Source organism: Achromobacter sp. CSND-B12 (assembly GCF_052906545.1).
Map to the genome: position 1 here is coordinate 3,618,740 of NZ_JBREGJ010000001.1, position 19,753 is coordinate 3,638,492.

At 69.1% G+C, this 19,753-nt stretch carries 15 protein-coding genes; 10 read left to right on the top strand and 5 right to left on the bottom strand.

All coding sequences use genetic code 11. The annotated features are described in order from the left end of the window. Positions 1 to 131: 131 nt before the first annotated feature. From thiD to ACUTAG_RS17055, 4 genes are all read right to left on the bottom strand, one after another. A complete protein-coding gene (gene thiD / locus ACUTAG_RS17040; protein ID WP_020925371.1) occupies positions 132 to 974 on the bottom strand; it encodes a bifunctional hydroxymethylpyrimidine kinase/phosphomethylpyrimidine kinase in 843 nt (280 codons plus the stop codon). Continuing rightward, complete coding sequence (locus ACUTAG_RS17045; protein ID WP_020925370.1) at positions 971 to 1,780, bottom strand: thiazole synthase; 810 nt, start codon at positions 1,778 to 1,780, stop codon at positions 971 to 973. Before ACUTAG_RS17045 ends, thiD begins: the two co-directional genes overlap by 4 nt. 246 nt (positions 1,781 to 2,026) lie before the next feature. After that, positions 2,027 to 2,935, bottom strand: a complete 909-nt coding sequence (locus ACUTAG_RS17050) for a cobalamin-binding protein (protein WP_148317654.1) — start codon at positions 2,933 to 2,935, stop codon at positions 2,027 to 2,029. Positions 2,936 to 2,989: 54 nt separating this feature from the next. After that, the gene (locus ACUTAG_RS17055; RefSeq protein ID WP_024067605.1) at positions 2,990 to 5,026 is read right to left on the bottom strand and encodes a TonB-dependent receptor; all 2,037 of its coding nucleotides are present in this window, start codon (positions 5,024 to 5,026) and stop codon (positions 2,990 to 2,992) included. A gap of 449 nt (positions 5,027 to 5,475) precedes the next feature. Between ACUTAG_RS17055 and metH the strand changes: the two genes are divergently transcribed. The 10 genes from metH (at position 5,476) to ACUTAG_RS17105 (ending at position 18,120) form a co-directional block, all read left to right on the top strand. Further along, entirely contained in the window at positions 5,476 to 9,249 is a 3,774-nt protein-coding gene (metH, locus tag ACUTAG_RS17060) for a methionine synthase (RefSeq protein ID WP_148317652.1), read from the top strand. Positions 9,250 to 9,427: 178 nt separating this feature from the next. After that, positions 9,428 to 10,156, top strand: a complete 729-nt coding sequence (locus tag ACUTAG_RS17065) for a FadR/GntR family transcriptional regulator (RefSeq protein ID WP_020925365.1) — start codon at positions 9,428 to 9,430, stop codon at positions 10,154 to 10,156. 83 nt (positions 10,157 to 10,239) lie between these two features. Beyond that, entirely contained in the window at positions 10,240 to 11,106 is an 867-nt protein-coding gene (locus tag ACUTAG_RS17070) for a substrate-binding periplasmic protein (RefSeq protein ID WP_054443771.1), read from the top strand. A gap of 130 nt (positions 11,107 to 11,236) precedes the next feature. Next, positions 11,237 to 12,070, top strand: a complete 834-nt coding sequence (locus tag ACUTAG_RS17075) for a substrate-binding periplasmic protein (protein WP_148317650.1) — start codon at positions 11,237 to 11,239, stop codon at positions 12,068 to 12,070. 12 nt (positions 12,071 to 12,082) lie between these two features. Further along, a complete protein-coding gene (locus ACUTAG_RS17080; RefSeq protein WP_020925362.1) occupies positions 12,083 to 13,120 on the top strand; it encodes an L-idonate 5-dehydrogenase in 1,038 nt (345 codons plus the stop codon). 31 nt (positions 13,121 to 13,151) lie between these two features. After that, positions 13,152 to 13,817 (top strand): amino acid ABC transporter permease, encoded by a 666-nt coding sequence (locus tag ACUTAG_RS17085; protein ID WP_006392647.1) that lies wholly within the window; start codon positions 13,152 to 13,154, stop codon positions 13,815 to 13,817. Beyond that, the gene (locus ACUTAG_RS17090) at positions 13,814 to 14,473 is read left to right on the top strand and encodes an amino acid ABC transporter permease (RefSeq protein ID WP_006392648.1); all 660 of its coding nucleotides are present in this window, start codon (positions 13,814 to 13,816) and stop codon (positions 14,471 to 14,473) included. The genes ACUTAG_RS17085 and ACUTAG_RS17090 overlap by 4 nt, the downstream gene beginning before the upstream one ends. 125 nt (positions 14,474 to 14,598) lie before the next feature. Next, entirely contained in the window at positions 14,599 to 15,330 is a 732-nt protein-coding gene (locus ACUTAG_RS17095) for an amino acid ABC transporter ATP-binding protein (RefSeq protein ID WP_035182674.1), read from the top strand. Between the two features lie 28 nt (positions 15,331 to 15,358). Further along, positions 15,359 to 16,570 carry a D-mannonate dehydratase ManD gene (manD, locus tag ACUTAG_RS17100; RefSeq protein ID WP_006386881.1) on the top strand — a complete coding sequence of 404 codons (1,212 nt, stop codon included), beginning with the start codon at positions 15,359 to 15,361 and terminating at the stop codon, positions 16,568 to 16,570. Beyond that, a complete protein-coding gene (locus tag ACUTAG_RS17105; RefSeq protein WP_054443772.1) occupies positions 16,558 to 18,120 on the top strand; it encodes a mannitol dehydrogenase family protein in 1,563 nt (520 codons plus the stop codon). The genes manD and ACUTAG_RS17105 overlap by 13 nt, the downstream gene beginning before the upstream one ends. A gap of 31 nt (positions 18,121 to 18,151) precedes the next feature. Here ACUTAG_RS17105 and iaaH read toward each other — a convergent pair whose 3' ends face one another. Next, on the bottom strand, positions 18,152 to 19,597 hold the full coding sequence (gene iaaH, locus ACUTAG_RS17110) for an indoleacetamide hydrolase (RefSeq protein WP_148317648.1): 1,446 nt from the start codon (positions 19,595 to 19,597) through the stop codon (positions 18,152 to 18,154). Positions 19,598 to 19,753 lie beyond the last annotated feature (156 nt).

A 19,753-nucleotide genomic window follows, 5' to 3' on the forward strand; every position in this document is an offset into this window, starting at 1 on the left:
AAAAACAGAGGAATCAACTGACCATTGTACCGATTCGTAGCGTCCTGTGACGCCGCCGGGGCCGCGGCCTGGTTACAGACAGGGGAAACCGTCAGCCGGGGCGGCGCTTTCGGACGCAATGACGGCCGGTATCACCACCAGGCGTGGAAGTGGTGCACCGGGCCATGGCCGGAACCGACCGACAGGCGCTCGGCGTGGCGGATGGCTTCGGTCAGGTAGGCCTTGGCGCGGCGCGCGGCCTCGGGCACGTCCTCGACCTGGGGCAGCAGCGCGGCCAGGGCGGCCGACAGGGTGCAGCCGGTGCCATGGGTGTTGGCGGTCTCGATGCGGTGGCCGGGCAGCTCGATCATGCGGTCGCCGTCGTGCAGCAGGTCGATGGTGTCGTTGCCGGGCAGGTGGCCGCCCTTGACCATGACCCAGCGCTGGCCCGAATGCGCCAGCTTGTTGCGCAGGCGTTCGGCCACCCGCCGCATTTCCTTGACCGTTTCCACCGGGCGCTCTTCCAGCAGCACGCCGGCCTCGGGCAGGTTGGGGGTGAGCAGCGTGGCCTGCGGCAGCAGCGCTTCGCGCATGGCGCCGACGGCGTCGCGTTCCAGCAGCAGGTCGCCGCTCTTGGCCACCATGACCGGGTCCAGCACCACATGCGCCGGGGTCCACTTGGCCAGCTTCTCGGCCACCACCTGGATCACCGGCTGCTGGCCCAGCATGCCGATCTTGACCGCGTCGATGCGCACGTCGGCGAACAGGGTGTCGATCTGCTGGCCGACGAAGGCCGGCGGCACCGGCGAGATGCCGCTGACGCCCTGGGTGTTCTGCGCGGTGAGCGCGGCGATGACGGCGCAGCCATAGGCGCCCAGGGCGCTCATGGCCTTGACGTCGGCCAGGATGCCGGCGCCGCCGGACGGGTCGACGCCGGCGATGGTCAGCGCGTTGGGGATCGGGCGGCCGTTGGCGGCCGGCTGGCGGCTGCTCATTTGGCGGCGCCGGGCGCGGCGGTGATCAGGCCCTCGGTGGGCGAGCTGGGCGCGCCGCTGTAGAGCTTTTTCGGCATGCGGCCGGCCAGGAAGGCCTCGCGGCCGGACTCGACGCCCTTCTTCATGGCGCTGGCCATCAGCACCGGGTCGCGCGCGGCGGCGATGGCGGTGTTCATCAGCACGGCGTCGCAACCCAGTTCCATGGCGATGGCGGCGTCCGAGGCGGTGCCCACGCCGGCGTCCACCACCACCGGCACGCGCGCCTGGTCGATGATCAGGCGCAGGTTCCAGGGATTCAGGATGCCCATGCCGGAGCCGATCAGCGAGGCCAGCGGCATCACGGCCACGGCGCCCATGTCTTCGAGCATGCGGCACTGGATGGGATCGTCGGTGCAATAGACCATGACCTGGAAGCCTTCGTCGACCAGGGTCTTGGTGGCCTTCAGGGTCTCGGGCATGTTGGGGAACAGCGTGTGCGGGTCGCCCAGCACTTCCAGCTTGACCAGGGCGTGGCCGTCCAGCAGTTCGCGCGCCAGGCGCAGCGTGCGCACGGCGTCGTCGGCCGAGTAGCAGCCGGCGGTGTTGGGCAGCAGCGTGAACCTGGACATCGGCACGTAGTCGAGCAGGTTGGGCTCGCCCGGGTTCTGGCCGATGTTGGTGCGGCGGATGGCGACCGTGACGATCTCGGTGCCGCTGGCGTCCAGCGCCGCGCGGGTCTGTTCGAAATCCTTGTACTTGCCGGTGCCGACGAGCAGGCGCGACGAATAGGCGCGGCCGGCGATGGTGAGAGTGTCTTGAGTGGTCATGGCGGTGCTTCAAAGAGCGGGCGCGCGCAGCGGGACCCGCGGGGGCTGGCTGATCATCGGGGATCAACGGGTTGATCACGGTTAGGCGAATCATAAAGCACGGCGCGGCGCGGCTGCGACCAAGGCCACGCTGGCGCGTTCCACAAATCGCGCTTGCCGCGCACGACGGGCGGGCGCGAATGACCGGGTCGCGGACAGGGGTATGCCGCCGGCCCCGCGCCGGGCGGGGGCTTCGCGCCGCCGGCCCTAGCGCGCCCGCAGGCCGTCCAGGTCCGCGCACAACTGCTCGGCCGCGTCGATCAGGCGCGGGCCGGGGCGGTACAGCGCGTCGGCGTCGATGCCGTAGACGTGGCCGGCCAGCGCCGCCGGCAGGCCCATGGCGCGCCAGGCCGCCAGGTTGCGGGCGGTGTCCGCGGGCGCGGAGACGCCGGCCAGCACCGCGTCGGGCCGCGCCGCCAACACGCTTTCCAGGCCGACCTGCGGGGCCACGACCGGCGCCTGCTCGAAGACGTTGACGCCACCGCACAGGCGCAGCGCGTCGCTGACGATGCTGGCGTGGTTCAGGGTGTAGATCGGGTCCAGGCCCGCCTGCACGAAGACGCGCACCGGTGCGCGGCCGGCGTAGCGCGCGGCCAGCGCGTCGAGCCGCGCGCGCAGGGCCTGGGCGGCGGGCGCCGCCTGGGCCTCGGTGCCGAACAGCACGCCCAGGCGTTCGACCGCGTCGGGGATGGCCGCCAGCGTCTGCGGGTCGCTGTAGTAGAGCGGCACGCCCAGCTTGTCCATCACGCGCGCCAGCGGCGCGGCGGCCGATGGTTGCCAGGCGATGACCAGGTCGGGACGGGCGGCGGCCACGCGCTCGGGATCGGGCTGGGTGCCGTCGCCGATGACCGGCAGGGCGCGAGCCGCGGGCGGATAGTCGCTGCCCCGGATAGTGGCGACCAGGTAGGCGCCGGCGCCGGCCGCGTAGACCAGCTCGGTGGCGTGCGGCGCGAGGGTCACCGCACGCCGCGCCGGGGCCGCCAGGGTCAGGTCGCGGCCGCGATCGTCGCGCGCGTGGATCGCCGCAGTGGGGCCGGCAGGGGTGTCGGCCGCCGCCGGACCGGGGCCGGACAGCAGCCCCAGGACGGCGAACGGAAGGGCGCGGACGAAGGTCATGCGAGGGATCGATACGGTCGGCGTGGAACAACGCCGACTATATCGGATCGCCGCTCAGTAGCGCAGCGTGAGGGAGGCGTAGAAGTTGCGGCCGGGCGCGGGGTACAGGTTGTACGGACCCGTTTCGCCCATGCTGCCGCTGCGGATGCCGTAGGTGGCGTACTTGCGGTCCAGGATGTTGTTCACGCCCACCGCGCCTTCGATATTGCGGGTGAATTTGTACGCGACCTTGGTGTTGAACAGCACGTAGGCGTCCAGCTGTTTGTCGAACTCGTTGGCCTGGTCGTTGTCCAGGCGCGACTTGCCGACGTATTGCGCGGCCACGTTCCACAGGAACGCATCGGTGGGACGCCAGGTCACACCGGCATTGGCCAGCCACTTCGGCGCCATCGGCACGGTCTTGCCGGCCAGGTCGACGCCGTTGTAGGTGCCCGAGCGGAATTGCGCCTCCATCCAGGTCACGTTGGCGTCCAGCGTCACGCCGCGGACGATTTCGTGATGGCCTTCCAGTTCGATGCCCTGGCGCCGGGTCGGGTCCAGGTTGACGTTGGCGCCGAACATGTCGGCCAGCGGGTTGTACTGGATTTCGTTGGTCAGGTCATAGCGGAACCACGACAGGCGGGCGCTGCTGCGCTCCGATTGCCAGGTCACGCCCAGTTCCTTGTCGGTGGAGGTCTGCGGCGCCAGCGGGTTCTGCACCCACAGCAATTCGTCGCTGTTGGCCAGGCGGAAGCTGCGGCCGACCTTGCCGTACACGCCGAAGCCGTCGCTCAGATCCTGGCGCACGCCCAACTGCCAGGCAGTCAGGTGGTGGCCGCTGTCCGAGGGGTTGCCGCCCGAGCCGGCCAGGATTTCCAGCTTGTCCGAGGCATACTGGCGCCGCACGCCCATGGTGACGTTGGTGCTCTCGGTGGCGCGGATCTGGCCTTCGGCGAACAGTCCGTACTGATGCTGGCGCGACTGCATCCTGGATTGGATCGGGTCGTAGTACGCGTCCTGCGTGACCGTGGTCCGGGACTCCAGCGCGTCGGCGCCGAAGACGACGCTGTGGCCGCCGCTGATCGGCAGGCGGTAGCGCAGGCTGGCGCTGTTTTCCACCAGCTTCTGGTCGCGCAGCGTGTCGCCGCCGCTGTCGAACATGCTCGGCGAGGCATAGGTCAGGCCGTGCAGCTTTTTGTTGCGGCTGGCCAGGTCGGCGTAGAGTGTGCCGACGCCCAGCGCCTGTTCGAGTTGCAGACCGATGGTGGTGGACGTGGACTTGATGAAGTCGGCGTCGTTCTTGGAGCCGCGGCGGTCGTCCTGGTACTGGTTCAGGCCGGTGAGCGGATTGATCTGGCGCGGGCCGGGCAGTTCCAGGCGCTGCGTGGTGGTGTTGCCGTACAGGCGGATCGAACCGTCGGCATGGCGGAAGGTGATGCCGCCGCCGCCGCCCTCGCGGGTTTCGGCGTTGTTGTCGCGGTAGCCATCGCTGTGCAGCGACTGCATGTAGGCGTCGACGCCGACCTTCTGGTTGTTCAGGGCCACGGCGGCGTCGTACTGGCGCAGGCCGTAGCTGCCGAAGGTGGCGGTGGCGCGAGCCGTGACCGGCTCCTTGGCGAAGTCCTTGCGGGTGATGATGTTGATCACGCCGCCGGTGGTGCCGCCGCCGTATTGCACCGAACCGCTGCCGCGCACGATCTCGACGCGCTCGACCTGGTCCAGCGGCACCACGCCCAGGTTGGGGGCGGACAGGTCGTTGGGGTTCTGCTTGACGCCGTCGATCATGATCAGCGTGTTGCTGGCGCCGGTCACGCCGAAGCCGCGCAGGTCGACCATGGCGCCGTCCGCCGAGCCGGAGCTGTTGATCAGGTGGATGCCGGCCTGCGTCGACAGCAGGTCCTGCATGGTGCGGGCGCTGCTGGCGGCGATGTCTTCGGCGGTGATGACCGAGATCGACACCGGCAAGGTGCGGCCGTCGCTGGGCACGCGCTGGGCGGTGACGGTGACGGTGTCGAGTTCGGGAGCGGGGGTGGCGGCTTGCTGGGCGGCCGACAGGGCCGGGGCGGAGCAGAGCAGGGCGCCGGCGTAGCGCCGGATGGAGCGGGATTTCATCTACAAGACCTCGATGCGACCCGCGACCCCGCAGGTCAATCACGATGGGGAGGATGCCCGGGGCCACGCCGCGTCCCTGGGGAGCGGGCGCCGGACGGGTGTCCTGGCGATCGAACTGGCCGGTATCGGGCTGCCATGGGCGCATCGCGCGCATGGGGACCGTTGCGGGGGCAGCACAGGCTGGATGCCCCGGCCGGCCAGCCTCGTGGGCGGCGCGGTGGGCGTCTTCCTGTTTCCCGTTTACCTTTCGCACGCGGACCGGCAAGTGTTGCGTTCTTGCCTGTCCCGATGCGCCGAAAGCACCGGTTCGGGGCCGAAACTGTATCACCGGAGGGCGAGACAGGGCCCGTTTTGTTACGATCAGGGGTTGATTTTTAGGCCTTTATCGCTTTTTAGCGACATTTGCCCGGCCGCCTTCGTTGCCCAACCTCCTCCTTTCGGACCTGAACGTGTCGTATCCCCGCCTGCCTTACCCGCCCGAGAGCTTCACCCGCGGCGGCGAATTCGCCCGCCAGCTGGGTCAGCGCATCCTGATCCTGGACGGCGCCATGGGCACGATGATCCAGCGCTACAAGCTGGGCGAGGCCGATTTCCGCGGCGAGCGCTTCGCCGGCCATGGCAAGGACCTCAAGGGCGACAACGAGCTGCTGTCGCTGGTGCGGCCGGAGGTGATCTCCGAGATCCACCGCCAGTACCTGGAGGCCGGCGCCGACGTCATCGAGACCAACACCTTCGGCGCCACCTCGATCGCGCAGGGCGACTACGACCTGCCGGAACTGGCCTACGAACTGAACCTGGTGTCCGCGCAACTGGCGCGCGAGGCCTGTGACCAGTACAGCACGCCGGACAAACCGCGCTTCGTGGCCGGCGCGCTCGGCCCGCAGCCCAAGACGGCGTCTATCTCGCCCGACGTGAACGACCCGGGCGCGCGCAACGTCACCTTCGAAGAGCTGCGCGTGGCCTACGTTGAACAGCTCAATGGCCTGCTGGACGGCGGCATCGACATCGTCCTGATCGAGACCATCTTCGACACGCTCAACGCCAAGGCGGCGATCTTCGCCACCGAGGAAGTGTTCGAGCAGCGCGGCATCCGCCTGCCGGTGATGATATCGGGCACGGTCACCGACGCCTCCGGCCGCATCCTGTCGGGCCAGACCGTCGAGGCCTTCTGGAACTCGGTGCGCCACGCGCGCCCGGTCACCATCGGCCTGAACTGCGCGCTGGGCGCGGCGCTGATGCGCCCGTACGTGGCCGAGCTGTCCAAGATCTGCGACACCTACGTCTGCGTCTACCCCAACGCCGGCCTGCCCAACCCGATGGCCGAGACCGGCTTCGACGAGACCCCGGCCGACACTTCCGCGCTGCTGGAGGAATTCGCCCGCGCCGGGCTGGTGAACATGTCGGGCGGCTGCTGCGGCACCACGCCCGACCACATCCGCGCCATCGCCGACAAGGTCGCGGCGCTGACGCCGCGGGTGGTGCCGGAGATCCCGGTCAAGACCCGCCTGTCGGGCCTGGAGCCGCTGAACATCGACGAGGACACGCTGTTCGTGAACGTGGGCGAACGCACCAACGTCACCGGCAGCAAGATGTTCGCGCGCCTGATCCGCGAAGAGAAATACGACGAGGCGCTGGCGGTGGCCCGCCAGCAGGTCGAGAACGGCGCGCAGATCATCGACATCAACATGGACGAGGCCATGCTGGATTCGGTGGCGTGCATGCACCGCTTCCTGAACCTGATCGCCTCCGAGCCCGACATCGCGCGCGTGCCGGTGATGATCGACAGCTCCAAGTGGGACGTGATCGAGACCGGCCTGAAGTGCGTGCAGGGTAAGCCGGTGGTCAACTCGATCTCCATGAAGGAAGGCCTGGAGCCGTTCCGCCACCACGCCCGCCTGTGCCGCCGCTACGGCGCGGCGGTGGTGGTGATGGCGTTCGACGAGCAGGGCCAGGCCGACACGCTGGAGCGCCGCAAGGAAATCTGCGGCCGCGCCTACAAGATCCTGGTCGAGGAAGAGGGCTTCCCGCCGGAAGACATCATTTTCGATCCCAACGTGTTCGCGGTCGCCACCGGCATCGACGAGCACAACCACTATGCCGTCGATTTCATCGAAGGCACGCGCTGGATCCGCGAGAACCTGCCGCACGCCCGCATTTCGGGCGGGGTGTCGAACGTGAGCTTCTCGTTCCGCGGCAACGAGCCGATGCGCGAGGCCATCCACACCGTGTTCCTGTATTACGCGGTCAAGGAAGGCATGACGATGGGCATCGTCAACGCCGGCCAGCTCGGCGTGTACGCCGACCTGGATCCCAAGCTGCGCGACCTGGTCGAGGACGTGGTGCTGGATCGCGCCGAGCCGGTCGGCAAGACCGACCCGGCCGACGAACGCACGCCGACCGAGCGCCTGGTGCAGTTCGCCGACAGCGTGAAAGGCTCGGGCGCCAAGAAGGAAGAAGACCTGGCCTGGCGCAATGCCGAAGTCGAGGCGCGCCTGTCGCACGCGCTGGTGCACGGCATTACCGCCTTCATCGTCGAGGACACCGAAGAGGTGCGCCAGAAGATCGCCGCGCGCGGCGGCCGTCCGATCGAGGTGATCGAAGGCCCGCTGATGGACGGCATGAACGTGGTCGGCGACCTGTTCGGCGCCGGCAAGATGTTCCTGCCGCAGGTGGTGAAGTCGGCGCGCGTGATGAAGCAGGCCGTGGCCCACCTGATCCCCTTCATCGAAGAGGAAAAGCGCCAGATCGCGGCCGCCGGCGGCGACGTGCGCGCCAAGGGCAAGATCGTCATCGCCACCGTCAAGGGCGACGTGCACGACATCGGCAAGAACATCGTGTCGGTGGTCCTGCAGTGCAACAACTTCGAAGTGGTGAACATGGGCGTGATGGTGCCCTGCGCCCAGATCCTGGAGAAAGCCAAGGAAGAGAACGCCGACATCGTCGGCCTGTCCGGCCTGATCACGCCCAGCCTGGAAGAGATGGCCTACGTCGCCTCGGAAATGCAGCGCGACGAGTATTTCCGCAGCCGCAAGGTGCCGCTGATGATCGGCGGCGCCACCACCAGCCGCGTGCACACGGCCGTGAAGATCGCGCCCAACTACGAAGGCCCGGTGATCTACGTGCCGGACGCCAGCCGTTCGGTGGGCGTGGCCACCAGCCTGATGTCCGACCAGGCGGACGCCTACCTGGCGGAGCTGGCCGAGGAATACGAGGACGTGCGCCGCCGCCACGCCAACCGCAAGGCCACGCCGATCCTGCCGCTGGCCGAGGCGCGCGCCTCGCGCCCGCGGATCGACTGGGACAGCTACACGCCGCCGCGCCCCAAGTTCATCGGCCGCCGCACCTTCAAGAGCTACGACCTGGCCGAGATCGCGAAGTACGTGGACTGGGGCCCGTTCTTCCAGACCTGGAGCCTGTTCGGCCCGTATCCGGCCATCCTGGAGGACAAGGTGGTGGGCGAACAGGCGCGCAAGGTCTACGCTGACGGCCAGGCCATGATGAAGCGCATCGTCGAGGGCCGCTGGCTGACCGCGAACGGCGTGGTCGGTTTCTACCCGGCCAACAGCGTCAACGACGAGGACATCGAGGTCTACAAGGACGAGAGCCGCAGCGAGGTGCTGTTCACCTACCGCAACCTGCGCCAGCAGGGCGCCAAGCGCGAGGGCGTCAGCAACAAGTCGCTGTCGGACTTCATCGCGCCCAAATCCAGCGGCAAGCTCGACTACATCGGCATGTTCGCGGTGACGGCCGGCATCGGCATCGAGAAAAAGGAAGCCGAGTTCGAGAAGGCGCTGGACGACTATTCCGGCATCATGCTCAAGTCGCTGGCCGACCGCCTGGCCGAGGCCTTCGCCGAATGCCTGCACGCCCGCGTGCGCCAGGACCTGTGGGGCTACGCGCCGGACGAGGCGCTGTCCAACGACGACATGATCGCCGAGAAGTACGTCGGCATCCGCCCGGCGCCGGGCTATCCGGCCTGCCCGGAACACGTGGTCAAGACCGACATGTTCCGCGTGCTGGACGGCGCCGACATCGGCATGATGCTGACCGACAGCTACGCCATGTTCCCGGCCTCGAGCGTGTCGGGCTTCTACTTCAGCCATCCGCAGTCGCAGTACTTCAACGTCGGCATCATCGGCGAAGACCAGTTGCAGGACTACGCCGCGCGCAGCGGCCGCAGCATCGAGGATCTGAAGCGCACGCTGGCGCCGAACCTGGGCTGAGGCGGTTTCCGTCGCCGCGCCGGGCCCGCCCGGCATCCCAGCGCCACCCCAGCGCCGCCCCGGCTCGTCCGGCGCGGCGCTTTGTTTTATTCGGACGGTTTACCAAATGGATAGTGGTAAACCATGATGTGCCAAATTGGTAAACCACATAATATTTGGTCCAACCACTTTCAACGCCATGACACTACAACTGATCCCCAAGCCCGAGGAACCCGCCAGCAAGCCGGTGGCCGACCGCGCCTACCTGCGGCTGGCCGCGCAGATCCAGGCCCTGGTCGCGCAGGGCGAGTTCGCGGTGGGCAAGCGCCTGCCGGCCGAGCGCGCACTGGCCGAGCGCTTCGACGTCAGCCGCACTTCGTTGCGCGAGGCCATCATCGCGCTGGAGCTGCAGGGCGTGGTGGAAGTGCGCGGCGGCTCGGGCATCTATGTCTGTGAACCGCGTCCGGGCGTGGCGCGGCTGCCGGCCGCGCAGGAGCCGGGCGCGGGGCCGTTCGAACTGCTGCGCGCGCGCTGCCTGGTCGAATCGGAAATCGCCGCGCTGGCGGCCAGCACCCGCAACGATGCCGACCTGGATCGCATCTTCGAGGCGCTGACCACCATGCGCGAGCAGATGATGCACAAGGAAGAAAACCAGGAGGCCGACCGCCGTTTCCACCTCTACATCGCGCAGTCCACCGGCAACAGCGTGCTGCTGGGCACGGTGACGGCGATGTGGGACCAGGCGCAAGGCCCCATCTGGGAAAAGATCGAACAGCATTTCCATACGCAGGAATTGCGCCAGGCCTCGCAGGAAGATCACCAGCGCATCTTCAGCGCGCTGGTGGCGCGCGATGCGGATGGGGCGCGGCAGGCGATGCGCAATCACCTCGAACGCGTGATCGGCGAGTTCGCGCAGGGGTGGCGGTGACGTAATACCGGCAGGCGGCCCCCGGCTGAGCGCGGAAGATACCGCGCCCCGGAACCGGGCGACATACATCAGGAGACAACAGGATGCAGCAAAGGAACAAGGGGAGCCGCGCCTGGCACAGGGCGGCGGCGATGCTGTCGGCGTGCGCGCTGGCGGCCTATGCGCTGGCGGCGCCGGCGATGGCGCAGGAAGCGCCCGCGGCGGGCCAGAGCGCGCGTATCGATGCCATCCGCAAGGCCGGCGAGCTGCGCGTCGGCGTGCTGCAGAACGCACCCTGGCTGCTGCAGGACGTATCCGGCAAGGGCGGCGAGGGCTGGAGCGGCCCGGCCTGGCTGCTGGCCAAGGAATACGCCCGCCTGCTGGGGGTGAAGCTGACGCCGGTGCAGGTCTCGCATGAAACCAAGGTGCCGGTGCTGGCGGCCAACCAGGTCGACATGACCATCAGCCCGCTGGCCGAAACGCCGGAACGCTTGAAGGTGGTGGACTTCGTGCTGTATTCCTCCACCAGCGTCTGCATGTTCGGCCTGGCTTCCAATCCCAAACTGGCCGCGGCCAGGTCGGTCGATGACCTGAACCGGCCCGGCGTCACCATCGCATACTTCACTGGCGGCGCCGAGGAAGCCTGGGTCAAGCAGCGCTTTCCCAACGCCACGCTGCGCGCCGTGGCCAACTCGGGCGCCACCGCGCCGATCGAGGAAATCATGGCCAAGCGCGCCGACGCGGCGCCGATCAATCGCGTGCCGTGGGTCGGCCTGAGCCGCAAGGTGCGCGGCCTGGCCGTGCTGCCCGCCGAGGCCAACTGCCAGCAGAGCACCGAAAAGGCCTCGCCGGTGGGCCTGGCGATCGACAAGAACCAACCCGAATACCTGGCCTGGCTGCGGCAGGTGGCCGCCGGCATGAAGACGCGCCTGGACGCCGACGAAATGCGCATCATCGAACAGACCCCGTAGGCCGCTCCGGCCTTTCCCCACCCCACTGGATTCACCGACCCGCGCAAGGCGCGCGGCCCGGGCGACTGCCCGCGGCCTCGCGCGCCCGCATCCGGCGTCCGCCGCCGGGCTTGCCTCCAAGGAGACCGCAATGCAACCGTCCTTCCTCACCCGTTTCGCCGCCACCGCTCTGCTGCTGGCCGGCGCCGCCACCGCCCAGGCGCAGACGCCGCCCGCGCCCGGCGAGAGCCCGCGCATCGACGCCATCCGCAAGGCTGGCGTGCTGCGCGTGGGCGTGGTCAACAACCCGCCGTGGCTGGTGCAGAACACCACCGGCTCGGGCGAACCCTGGATGGGCTCGTCGTGGCTGCTGGGCAAGGAGTTCGCGCGCCTGCTGGACGTGAAGATCGTGCCGGTGCAGGTCAGCCACGAAACCAAGGTGCCGGCGCTGATCGCCAACCAGATGGACATCATGATCGGGCCGCTGAACCAGAACGCCGAGCGCGCCAAGATCATCGACTTTGTCACCTTCTCGAACACCAGCGTCTGCATGTTCGGCCTGGCGTCCAACCCCAAGTTCACGAGCGCCACCAAGGTCGAGGACTTCAACCAGCCCGGCATCACCATGGCCTACTTCTCGGGCGCGGGCGAAGAGCCGCTGGTGCTGGAGAACTTTCCCAAGGCCAAGCTGCGCGGCGTGACCAACTCGGGTTCGGTGGCGCCGATCGAGGAAGTGCTGGCGGGCCGCTCGGACGTGGCGCCGCTGAACCGCATGCTGTGGCCCAACATCAGCAAGAAGGTCAAGGGCCTGGCCGTGTTCCCCAAGGAAAACGACTGCCAGGACAGCAAGATCTTCGCGATCGACGCGGGCATGGGCGTGGCCAAGAACCAGCCGGTGTACCTGGAGTGGCTGCGCAAGGTGGAAGCGCGCATGCATCCGGAACTGGTGGCCGAAGAGCGCCGCATGACCCAGACCCTGAAGTAAGGCGAACCCATCATGCTCAATTGCGCAATCCATGGTGCCGAAGACCTGCGGCTGGTCGAGCAGGCGCCCGAACCGCTGGGCCCGACGCAGGTGCGCGTCGGCGTCAAGGCGGTCGGCATCTGCGGTTCGGACCTGCATTACTACCGCCACGGCCGGGTCGGCGACTTCATCATCCGCGAACCGCTGACGCCGGGCCACGAGGCCTCGGGCCAGGTGCTGGAGGTCGGTTCGGCGGTCACCGCCGTCAAGCCCGGCGACCGCGTGGCGCTGGATCCGGCGCGCACCTGCGGCGTGTGCCGCTACTGCCGCCAGGGCGATTCCAATCACTGCGAGGCGGTGTTCTTCTTCGGCAGCGCCAGCCGCTATCCGCACATGCAGGGCGCGATGCGCGAGCAGGTGGTGGTGCAGGAAAAACAGTGCGTGCCGGTGCCGGACAGCCTGTCGTTCGAGCTGGCCGCCTTCGGCGAGCCGCTGGCCGTGGCGCTGCACGCGGTGCGCAGCGCCGGCACGCTGCTGGGCAAGACGGTGATGGTGGTGGGCGCCGGGCCGATCGGCGCGCTGGTGCTGATGGCGGCGCGCCTGGCCGGCGCCAGCCAGGTCATCGTGGTCGACATCGTCGACCAGACCCTGGCGACCTGCGCCAGGGTCGGCGCCACGCGCACCATCAACGCCGCCGCCGAGCCGGCCGCGCTGGACGAACTGGCGGCGGGCAAGGGCACGGTCGATGTGTGCTTCGAGGCCTCCGGCAACTACGCCGGGCTGGCCAACTGCATCCGCGCCACGCGGCCGCGCGGCACCATCGTCACGGTGGGCACGCTCAATGGCAGCAGCGAGCAGTGCCCGTTCAACCAGATCATGGTCAAGAGCCTGAACGTCATCGGCAGCTTCCGCTTCGTCGATGAATACGCCTGGGCGGTCGACTACCTGGGCCGCGGCCTGGTGGACGTGGCGCCGCTGCTGACGGCCGCCGTGCCGGCGCGCCAGGCGCACGAGGCCTTCGCGCTGGCGGCGGACCGGCGCCAGGCCATGAAAGTGATGGTGACGTTCTGAGCCCGGCGCTCGCGAATCGCACGGAGATTGCATGGACTTCGATTTTTCCCCCATCGTCGATAACTGGCGCTTCTTCGCCAGCGGCCTGGGCATCACGGTGGCGCTGAGCGCCGTCACGGCCGTCTCCAGCATCCTGCTGGGCCTGGTGATCGCGCTGCTGCGCCTGTACGGGCCGCGCTGGCTGCGGGTGCTGCTGGTGTTCTACATCGACAGCATGCGCGCCATCCCGGTGCTGGTGGTGCTGGTGTGGATCTACTTCGCCTTCCCGCTGCTGGCCGGGGTGACCTTCGCGCCGTTCTGGGCGGCGCTGGTGGCGTTGACGCTGCACATCGCGGCCTATTCGGCCGAGGTGATCCGCGCCGGCATCGAGTCGGTGCGGCCGGGGCAGATGCGCGCCGGCCTGGCGCTCGGCATGTCGCGGGCCCAGGCGCTGCGCAAGATCATCCTGCCGCAGGCCACCATCCGCATGCTGCCGGCCTTCGGCTCGGTGCTGACGGTGGCGATCAAGGACACCGCCATCGCCACGGTGATCGCGGTGCCCGAGCTGATGCACAAGGCCGAGACCATCGCCGGGCAGAGCTACCGGCCGATCGAGGTGTTCACCGCGGTGATCGTGGCGTACTTCGTGATCCTGTTTCCGGTGACGCGCGGCGTGGACCGGCTGTACCAACGCTACGCACACCTGGGGCGCTCATGAATCTGGACTGGGGAATTATCTGGGACTCGCGCCAGGTGCTGCTGCAGGGCGCGGCCATGACCGTGATGCTGACGGTGGTGACGATGGCGCTGGCGGTACCCGGCGGCATGGTGCTGGCACTGATGCGGCTGTCGTCGAACCGCGTGGCCAACGGCGTCGCGGTGGCGATCGTCGAGTTCTTCCGCAACCTGCCGCTGATCCTGGTGATCTATTGGGCGTTCTACGTCATGCCGATGGCGCTGGACGTGCAGTTCTCGGCGGTGACCACGGCGCTGGTGGCGCTGGTGCTGAACGTGTCGGCCTACAACTCCGAGACCTTCCGCGCCGGCATCAATTCGATCCGCAAGGGCCAGATGGAGGCGGCGCTGGCGATGGGCATGTCGCGCCGCCAGGCCATGTTCAAGGTGCTGGTGCCGCAGGCGGCGCGGCGCATCCTGCCGGTGCTGGCCAGCACCTGGATCTCGCTGTTCAAGGACACCTCGCTGGTGTCGGTGATCGCCGTCAGCGAGCTGGCCTATGCCTCGATGCAGGTGCGCGCGCAGAGCTTCCGCGTGCTGGAAATGCTGACCGCGATGGCGGTGATCTATTGGCTGATGGGCTATCCGCAGGCCAAGCTGGTCGACTGGATCCACCGCAAATACGGAGTCAAGGAGTGAACGAGATGATCCTGGAACAAACGGCCGACACGGCCGGCGCGGCGGTGGCCGCCGCAGCAACGCCTGCCGCAGCGACCGCTGCCGCGGCATCGGCCGCCACCCGCAAGGGCGCCGACCAGCCGCCGGTGCTGGTGTACGAGCACGTGCGCAAGGTCTTTGGCGACTTCGTGGCGTTGAACGACGTCTCGCTGCAGGTCAACAAGGGCGAGGTGATGTGCCTGATCGGCCCGTCCGGCTCGGGCAAGTCCACGCTCCTGCGCTGCACCAACGCATTGGAGAAGATCGACGGCGGCCGCGTGCTGCTGGACGGCGTGGCGGTGCCGGAGGCCGAGTCCGAGGTGCGCAAGGTGCGCCAGCGCATGGGCATGGTGTTCCAGAGCTTCGAGCTGTTCCCGCACAAGTCGGCGCTGGACAACGTCGCCATGGGGCCGATCACCGTGCTCGGCATGGCGCCGGAGCAGGCGCGGGCCCGCGCCATGGCGCTGCTGGAGAAGGTGGGCCTGGCCAACAAGGCCGGCAACTTCCCCGCCAACCTGTCCGGCGGCCAGCAGCAGCGCGTGGCGATCGCCCGCGCGCTGGCGATGGAGCCGGAAGTGATGCTGTTCGACGAGCCGACCTCGGCGCTCGATCCCGAGACCGTGGGCGAGGTGCTGAACGTCATGAAGAAGCTGGCGCAGGAAGGCATGACCATGATCGTGGTCACGCATGAAATGAGTTTCGCGCGGCGCGTGGCCAACTGGGTGGTGGTGTTCGAGAACGGCGCCATCCTGGAACAGGGCCCGCCCGCGCAGATTTTCGACAACCCGCAGGTCGCCCGTACCCGCGACTTCCTCAGCCACCTCGGCTGGGAAGGCTGAACACCCTCCCGTTTTCACGGAATCCATGATGAAAATTACGAACGCACGCGTCATTGTTTGTTCGCCGGGCCGCAATTTCGTGACCCTGAAGATCGAGACCGACCAGGGCCTGACCGGCATCGGCGATGCCACCCTGAACGGGCGCGAGCTGGCCGTGGCGGCCTACCTGACCGAACACGTGGTGCCTTGCCTGATCGGCCGCGACGCGCACCAGATCGAGGACATCTGGCAATACCTGTACAAGGGCGCCTACTGGCGCCGGGGCCCGGTCACCATGACAGCCATCGCCGCGGTCGACACCGCGCTGTGGGACCTGAAGGCCAAGGCCGCCGGCCTGCCGCTGTACCAGCTGCTGGGCGGCAAGAGCCGCACCGGGGTGATGGTCTACGGCCACGCCAACGGCAGCGACATCGAGCACACCGTCGACGAGGTGCTGCGCTACGCCGACATGGGCTACCGCGCGATCCGCGCGCAGAGCGGCGTGCCGGGGCTGGACAAGGTCTACGGCGTGGGCCGCGGCAACCTGTTCTACGAACCCGCCGACGCCGATCTGCCCAGCGAGCACGACTGGTCCACCGAGAAGTACCTGCGACATGCGCCCAAGCTGTTCGAGCGCATCCGCGAAAAGCTCGGCTTCGAGCATCACCTGCTGCACGACGTGCACCACCGCCTGACGCCGATCGAGGCCGGCCGCCTGGGCAAGTCGCTGGAGCCGTACAACCTGTTCTGGATGGAGGACGCCACGCCGGCCGAGAACCAGGAGGCCTTCCGCCTGATCCGCCAGCACACCACCACGCCGCTGGCGGTGGGCGAGATCTTCAACTCGATCTGGGACTGCAAGGACCTGGTGCAGAACCAGCTGATCGACTACATCCGGACCACCGTGGTGCACGCCGGCGGCATCACCCACCTGCGCCGCATCGCCGACCTGGCCTCGCTGTACCAGGTGCGCACCGGCTGCCATGGCGCCACCGACCTGTCGCCGGTGTGCATGGGCGCGGCGCTGCATTTCGACCTGTGGGTGCCGAACTTCGGCATCCAGGAATACATGCGCCACACCGAGGAGACGGACGCGGTGTTCCCGCACGCCTACACCTTCTCGCAGGGCATGCTGTATCCGGGCGATGTGCCGGGTCACGGCGTGGACATCGACGAGAAGCTGGCCGCCAAGTATCCGTACAAGCGCGCTTACCTGCCGGTGAACCGGCTGCAGCAGGACGGCACGTTATGGAACTGGTAGCCCCGGCGGCCGTCCGGCTGCATCCGGCGCGCCTGCAGGCGCTGCCGCCCGGCGTGGCGCGGCCGGCCTACGACCGCGGCGCCCTGCGCGCCGGCATCGTGCACCTGGGGCTGGGCGCGTTCGCGCGCGGCCACCTGGCGGCGGTGAATGAAGCGGCTCTGCATGCCAGCGGCGACCCGCGCTGGGGCATCTGCGGCGTGTCGCTGCGGCAGGCCGACACCCGCGACGCGCTGGCGCCCCAGGACGGGCTGTACACGCTGGCGCTGCGCAGCGCCGACGCCGAGGGCCGGCCGCAAGCGCGGTTGGCGGTGATCGGCTGCCTGCTGGAAACGCTGGTGGCGCCCGAGGATCCGCAGGCGGTGCTGGCGCGCATCGCCAGTCCGTATACGCGCATCGTCAGCCTGACCGTGACCGAAAAAGGCTATTGCCACGATCCGGCCAGCGGCGCGCTGAACCTGGCGCATCCCGACATCGTGCACGACCTGGGGCAGCCGCTGGCGCCGCGCAGCACCATCGGATTCCTGGTGTGGGGGCTGCAGCGCCGGCGCGCGGCGGGCCTGGGACCGGTGACGCTGCTGTCGCTGGACAACCTGCCCGGCAACGGTCACCTGCTGCGCGGCCTGGTGCTGGCCTTCGCCGCGCAGGTGGACGCGAGGCTGGCGGAATGGATCGACCAGGCCTGCGCCTTTCCCTGCTCGATGGTGGACCGCATCGTGCCGCGCACCACCGACGAGGACCGCGCGGCCGTGGTGCAGGCGCTGGGCATGATGGACGCCTGGCCGGTGCAGGCCGAACCGTTCCTGGAATGGGTGGTGGAAGATCGCTTTGCCGCCGGCCGGCCGGATTGGGCCGTGGGCGGCGCGCGCTTTGTCGACGAGGCGGCGCCGTTCGAGACCCTCAAGCTGCGCATGGTGAACGGCGCGCATTCGGCGCTGGCCTACCTGTCGGTGATGGCGGGGTGGGGCACGGTGGACCAGGCGGTGGCGCAGCCGGCGCTGCGGCGCTATCTGGCGGACCTGATGCGCATGGAAATCGCGCCGACCCTGCCGGTGCTGCCGGGCCTGGACCTGGCGGCTTACCAGGAGCGGCTGTTGCAACGCTACGCCAATCCGGCGCTAAGGCACCAGACGCGGCAGATCGCCATGGACGGGTCGCAGAAGATGCCGCAGCGCCTGCTGGGCACGGTGCGGGCGCGGCTGGCGGCGGACCGGCCGATCGCCGGGCTGGCGCTGGCGCTGGCCGGCTGGCTGCATTTCCTGCGCGGGGTGGATCAGGCAGGACGGCGTTATCCCATCGATGACCCGCTGGCCGAGACGCTGGCGCAGCGGTTGGCGCAGGCGGAGCAGGCGGCGCGCGAGGCGCCGCCGGGGCCGGCCGCCGCGCTGGCCTGGGCGCGCGAGATGACAGCCCTGGCCGCCGTGTTCGGCGACCTGGGCCGCGACGAGCGTTTCGTGCGCGAGGTGGCGCAGGCGGCGCAGTCGTTGCGCACGCTGGGCGTGGCCGGCGCGCTGGAGGCGACCCTGGCCGCGATGCTCGCGGGCCAGGACTGATACGCGGCCGCCGTCCGCGCCGAAAGGCGCATCAGGCTGGCGGCGGCGCCAGGCGGCCCAGCAACGGTTCCAGCGCCACGCCGACCGCGAGGATCTTGCGGTCCTCGCCCGGCAGGCCATCCACCTCCAATCCGATCGGCAGGCCGTCGTCCGACAGGCCGGCGGGCAGGCTCAGGCCGGGCAGGCCCGCGTTGCTGCCGGGGTCGACGTTGCGCGCCAGCCGCAGGAACGACTCCAGGCTGCTGGCCTCGGGCGCGGCGAGCGGCGGCGGCACCGGCACCGTGGGGAACAGCAGCCCGTGCAGCGCATGCTGCTCGAACGCGCGGCGGTAGACGTCGATGAGCGCGCCGCGATGGACCGCGATGGCGCTGTCGTACAGTGGCTGCAGCGGCAGCAGTTCGCCCGATGGCGTGGGCAGCACGCCCGGCACGACCAGGTCGTTGAAGATGGCCTTGACGTCGGGGCTGGAGATCCGCGCCACCAATTCCTCGAAGCTGACGCCGACCTCGTGGCGCGCCAGGTAGGCGGTGAGATCTGGCTTCTGTTCGTACAGGCACAGCGGCATGCCGGTCGCGGCGTTACTGGCCTCCAGGCCGGGCATGTCCAACGGCAGCAGCGTCACGCCGGCCGCGCGCAGGCGCTCAAGTGCGGCCTGGGCGACGGCTTGCACCTGCGGGTCCAGGTCCTGCCAGAAATAGCCGGGCAGTCCCAGCCGCAGGCTGGCGGCGTCCAGCGCTGGCAACGGCCTGTCGTCGCCAGTCAGCACGGCATCCAGAAGCGCGATGTCGGCCATGCCGTTGGCGATGGGCCCGGGCGTGTCGCGGGTATGCGAAATCGGCGTGATGCCCGAACCGTCATAGCGGCCCACCGAAGGCCGAAAGCCCACGGCGCCATTGAGCGCGGCAGGCAGGCGAACGGAGGCGCCCGTGTCGGTGCCGAGCGCGGCCGGCACCAGGCGCGCGCCCACCGCCGCGCCGCTGCCCGAGGACGAGCCCCCGGCGATGCGTTCGGGGTCATAGGCGTTGCGCGTACCCGCGCCCCGCGGGCCGGGATAGGCCGAGTTGTAGCCGGAAACGCCGAACGCCAGTTCATGCATGTGGGTCTTGCCGACGATGATGGCGCCGGCTTCGCGCAGGCGCCGCACGATCGGGGCGTCCTCGGCCGGGATGAAGTCACGCAGGGCCGGGGTGCCGGCGGTGTTGGGCAGCCCCGCGACGTGGATGTTGTCCTTGATCGCCACGGGCACGCCTTCCAGCGGCCGGGCGGTGTGTCCGCCGGCGCGCGCGGCATCGGCGGCCCGCGCCTGCGCCAGCGCGCCGTCCGCGTCCACCGTGATGAAGGCATTGAGGTCCTGGCGGGCCGCGATGCGGTCCAGGCAGGCCCGGGTGAGGGCTTCGCTGGTGACCAGGCCATCGCGAAAAAGCGCCGCGGCTTCGGTCACGGTCGGGCAGCTCGGGGACGTCTGGGGGACGGGCATGGGGGGTGTCTCCTTCGTGTTGATGCGGTGTCGTCGGTTCGATGCCGTTCTGTACAGGGTCGACCGTAGCGCGGCCCGGGCCGTTCGTCGATATGCCGGTCCGACCCATGGTCGCCTATCGGCGCAGCGGAACGCCATCGCTGCGGACAGGCGTAA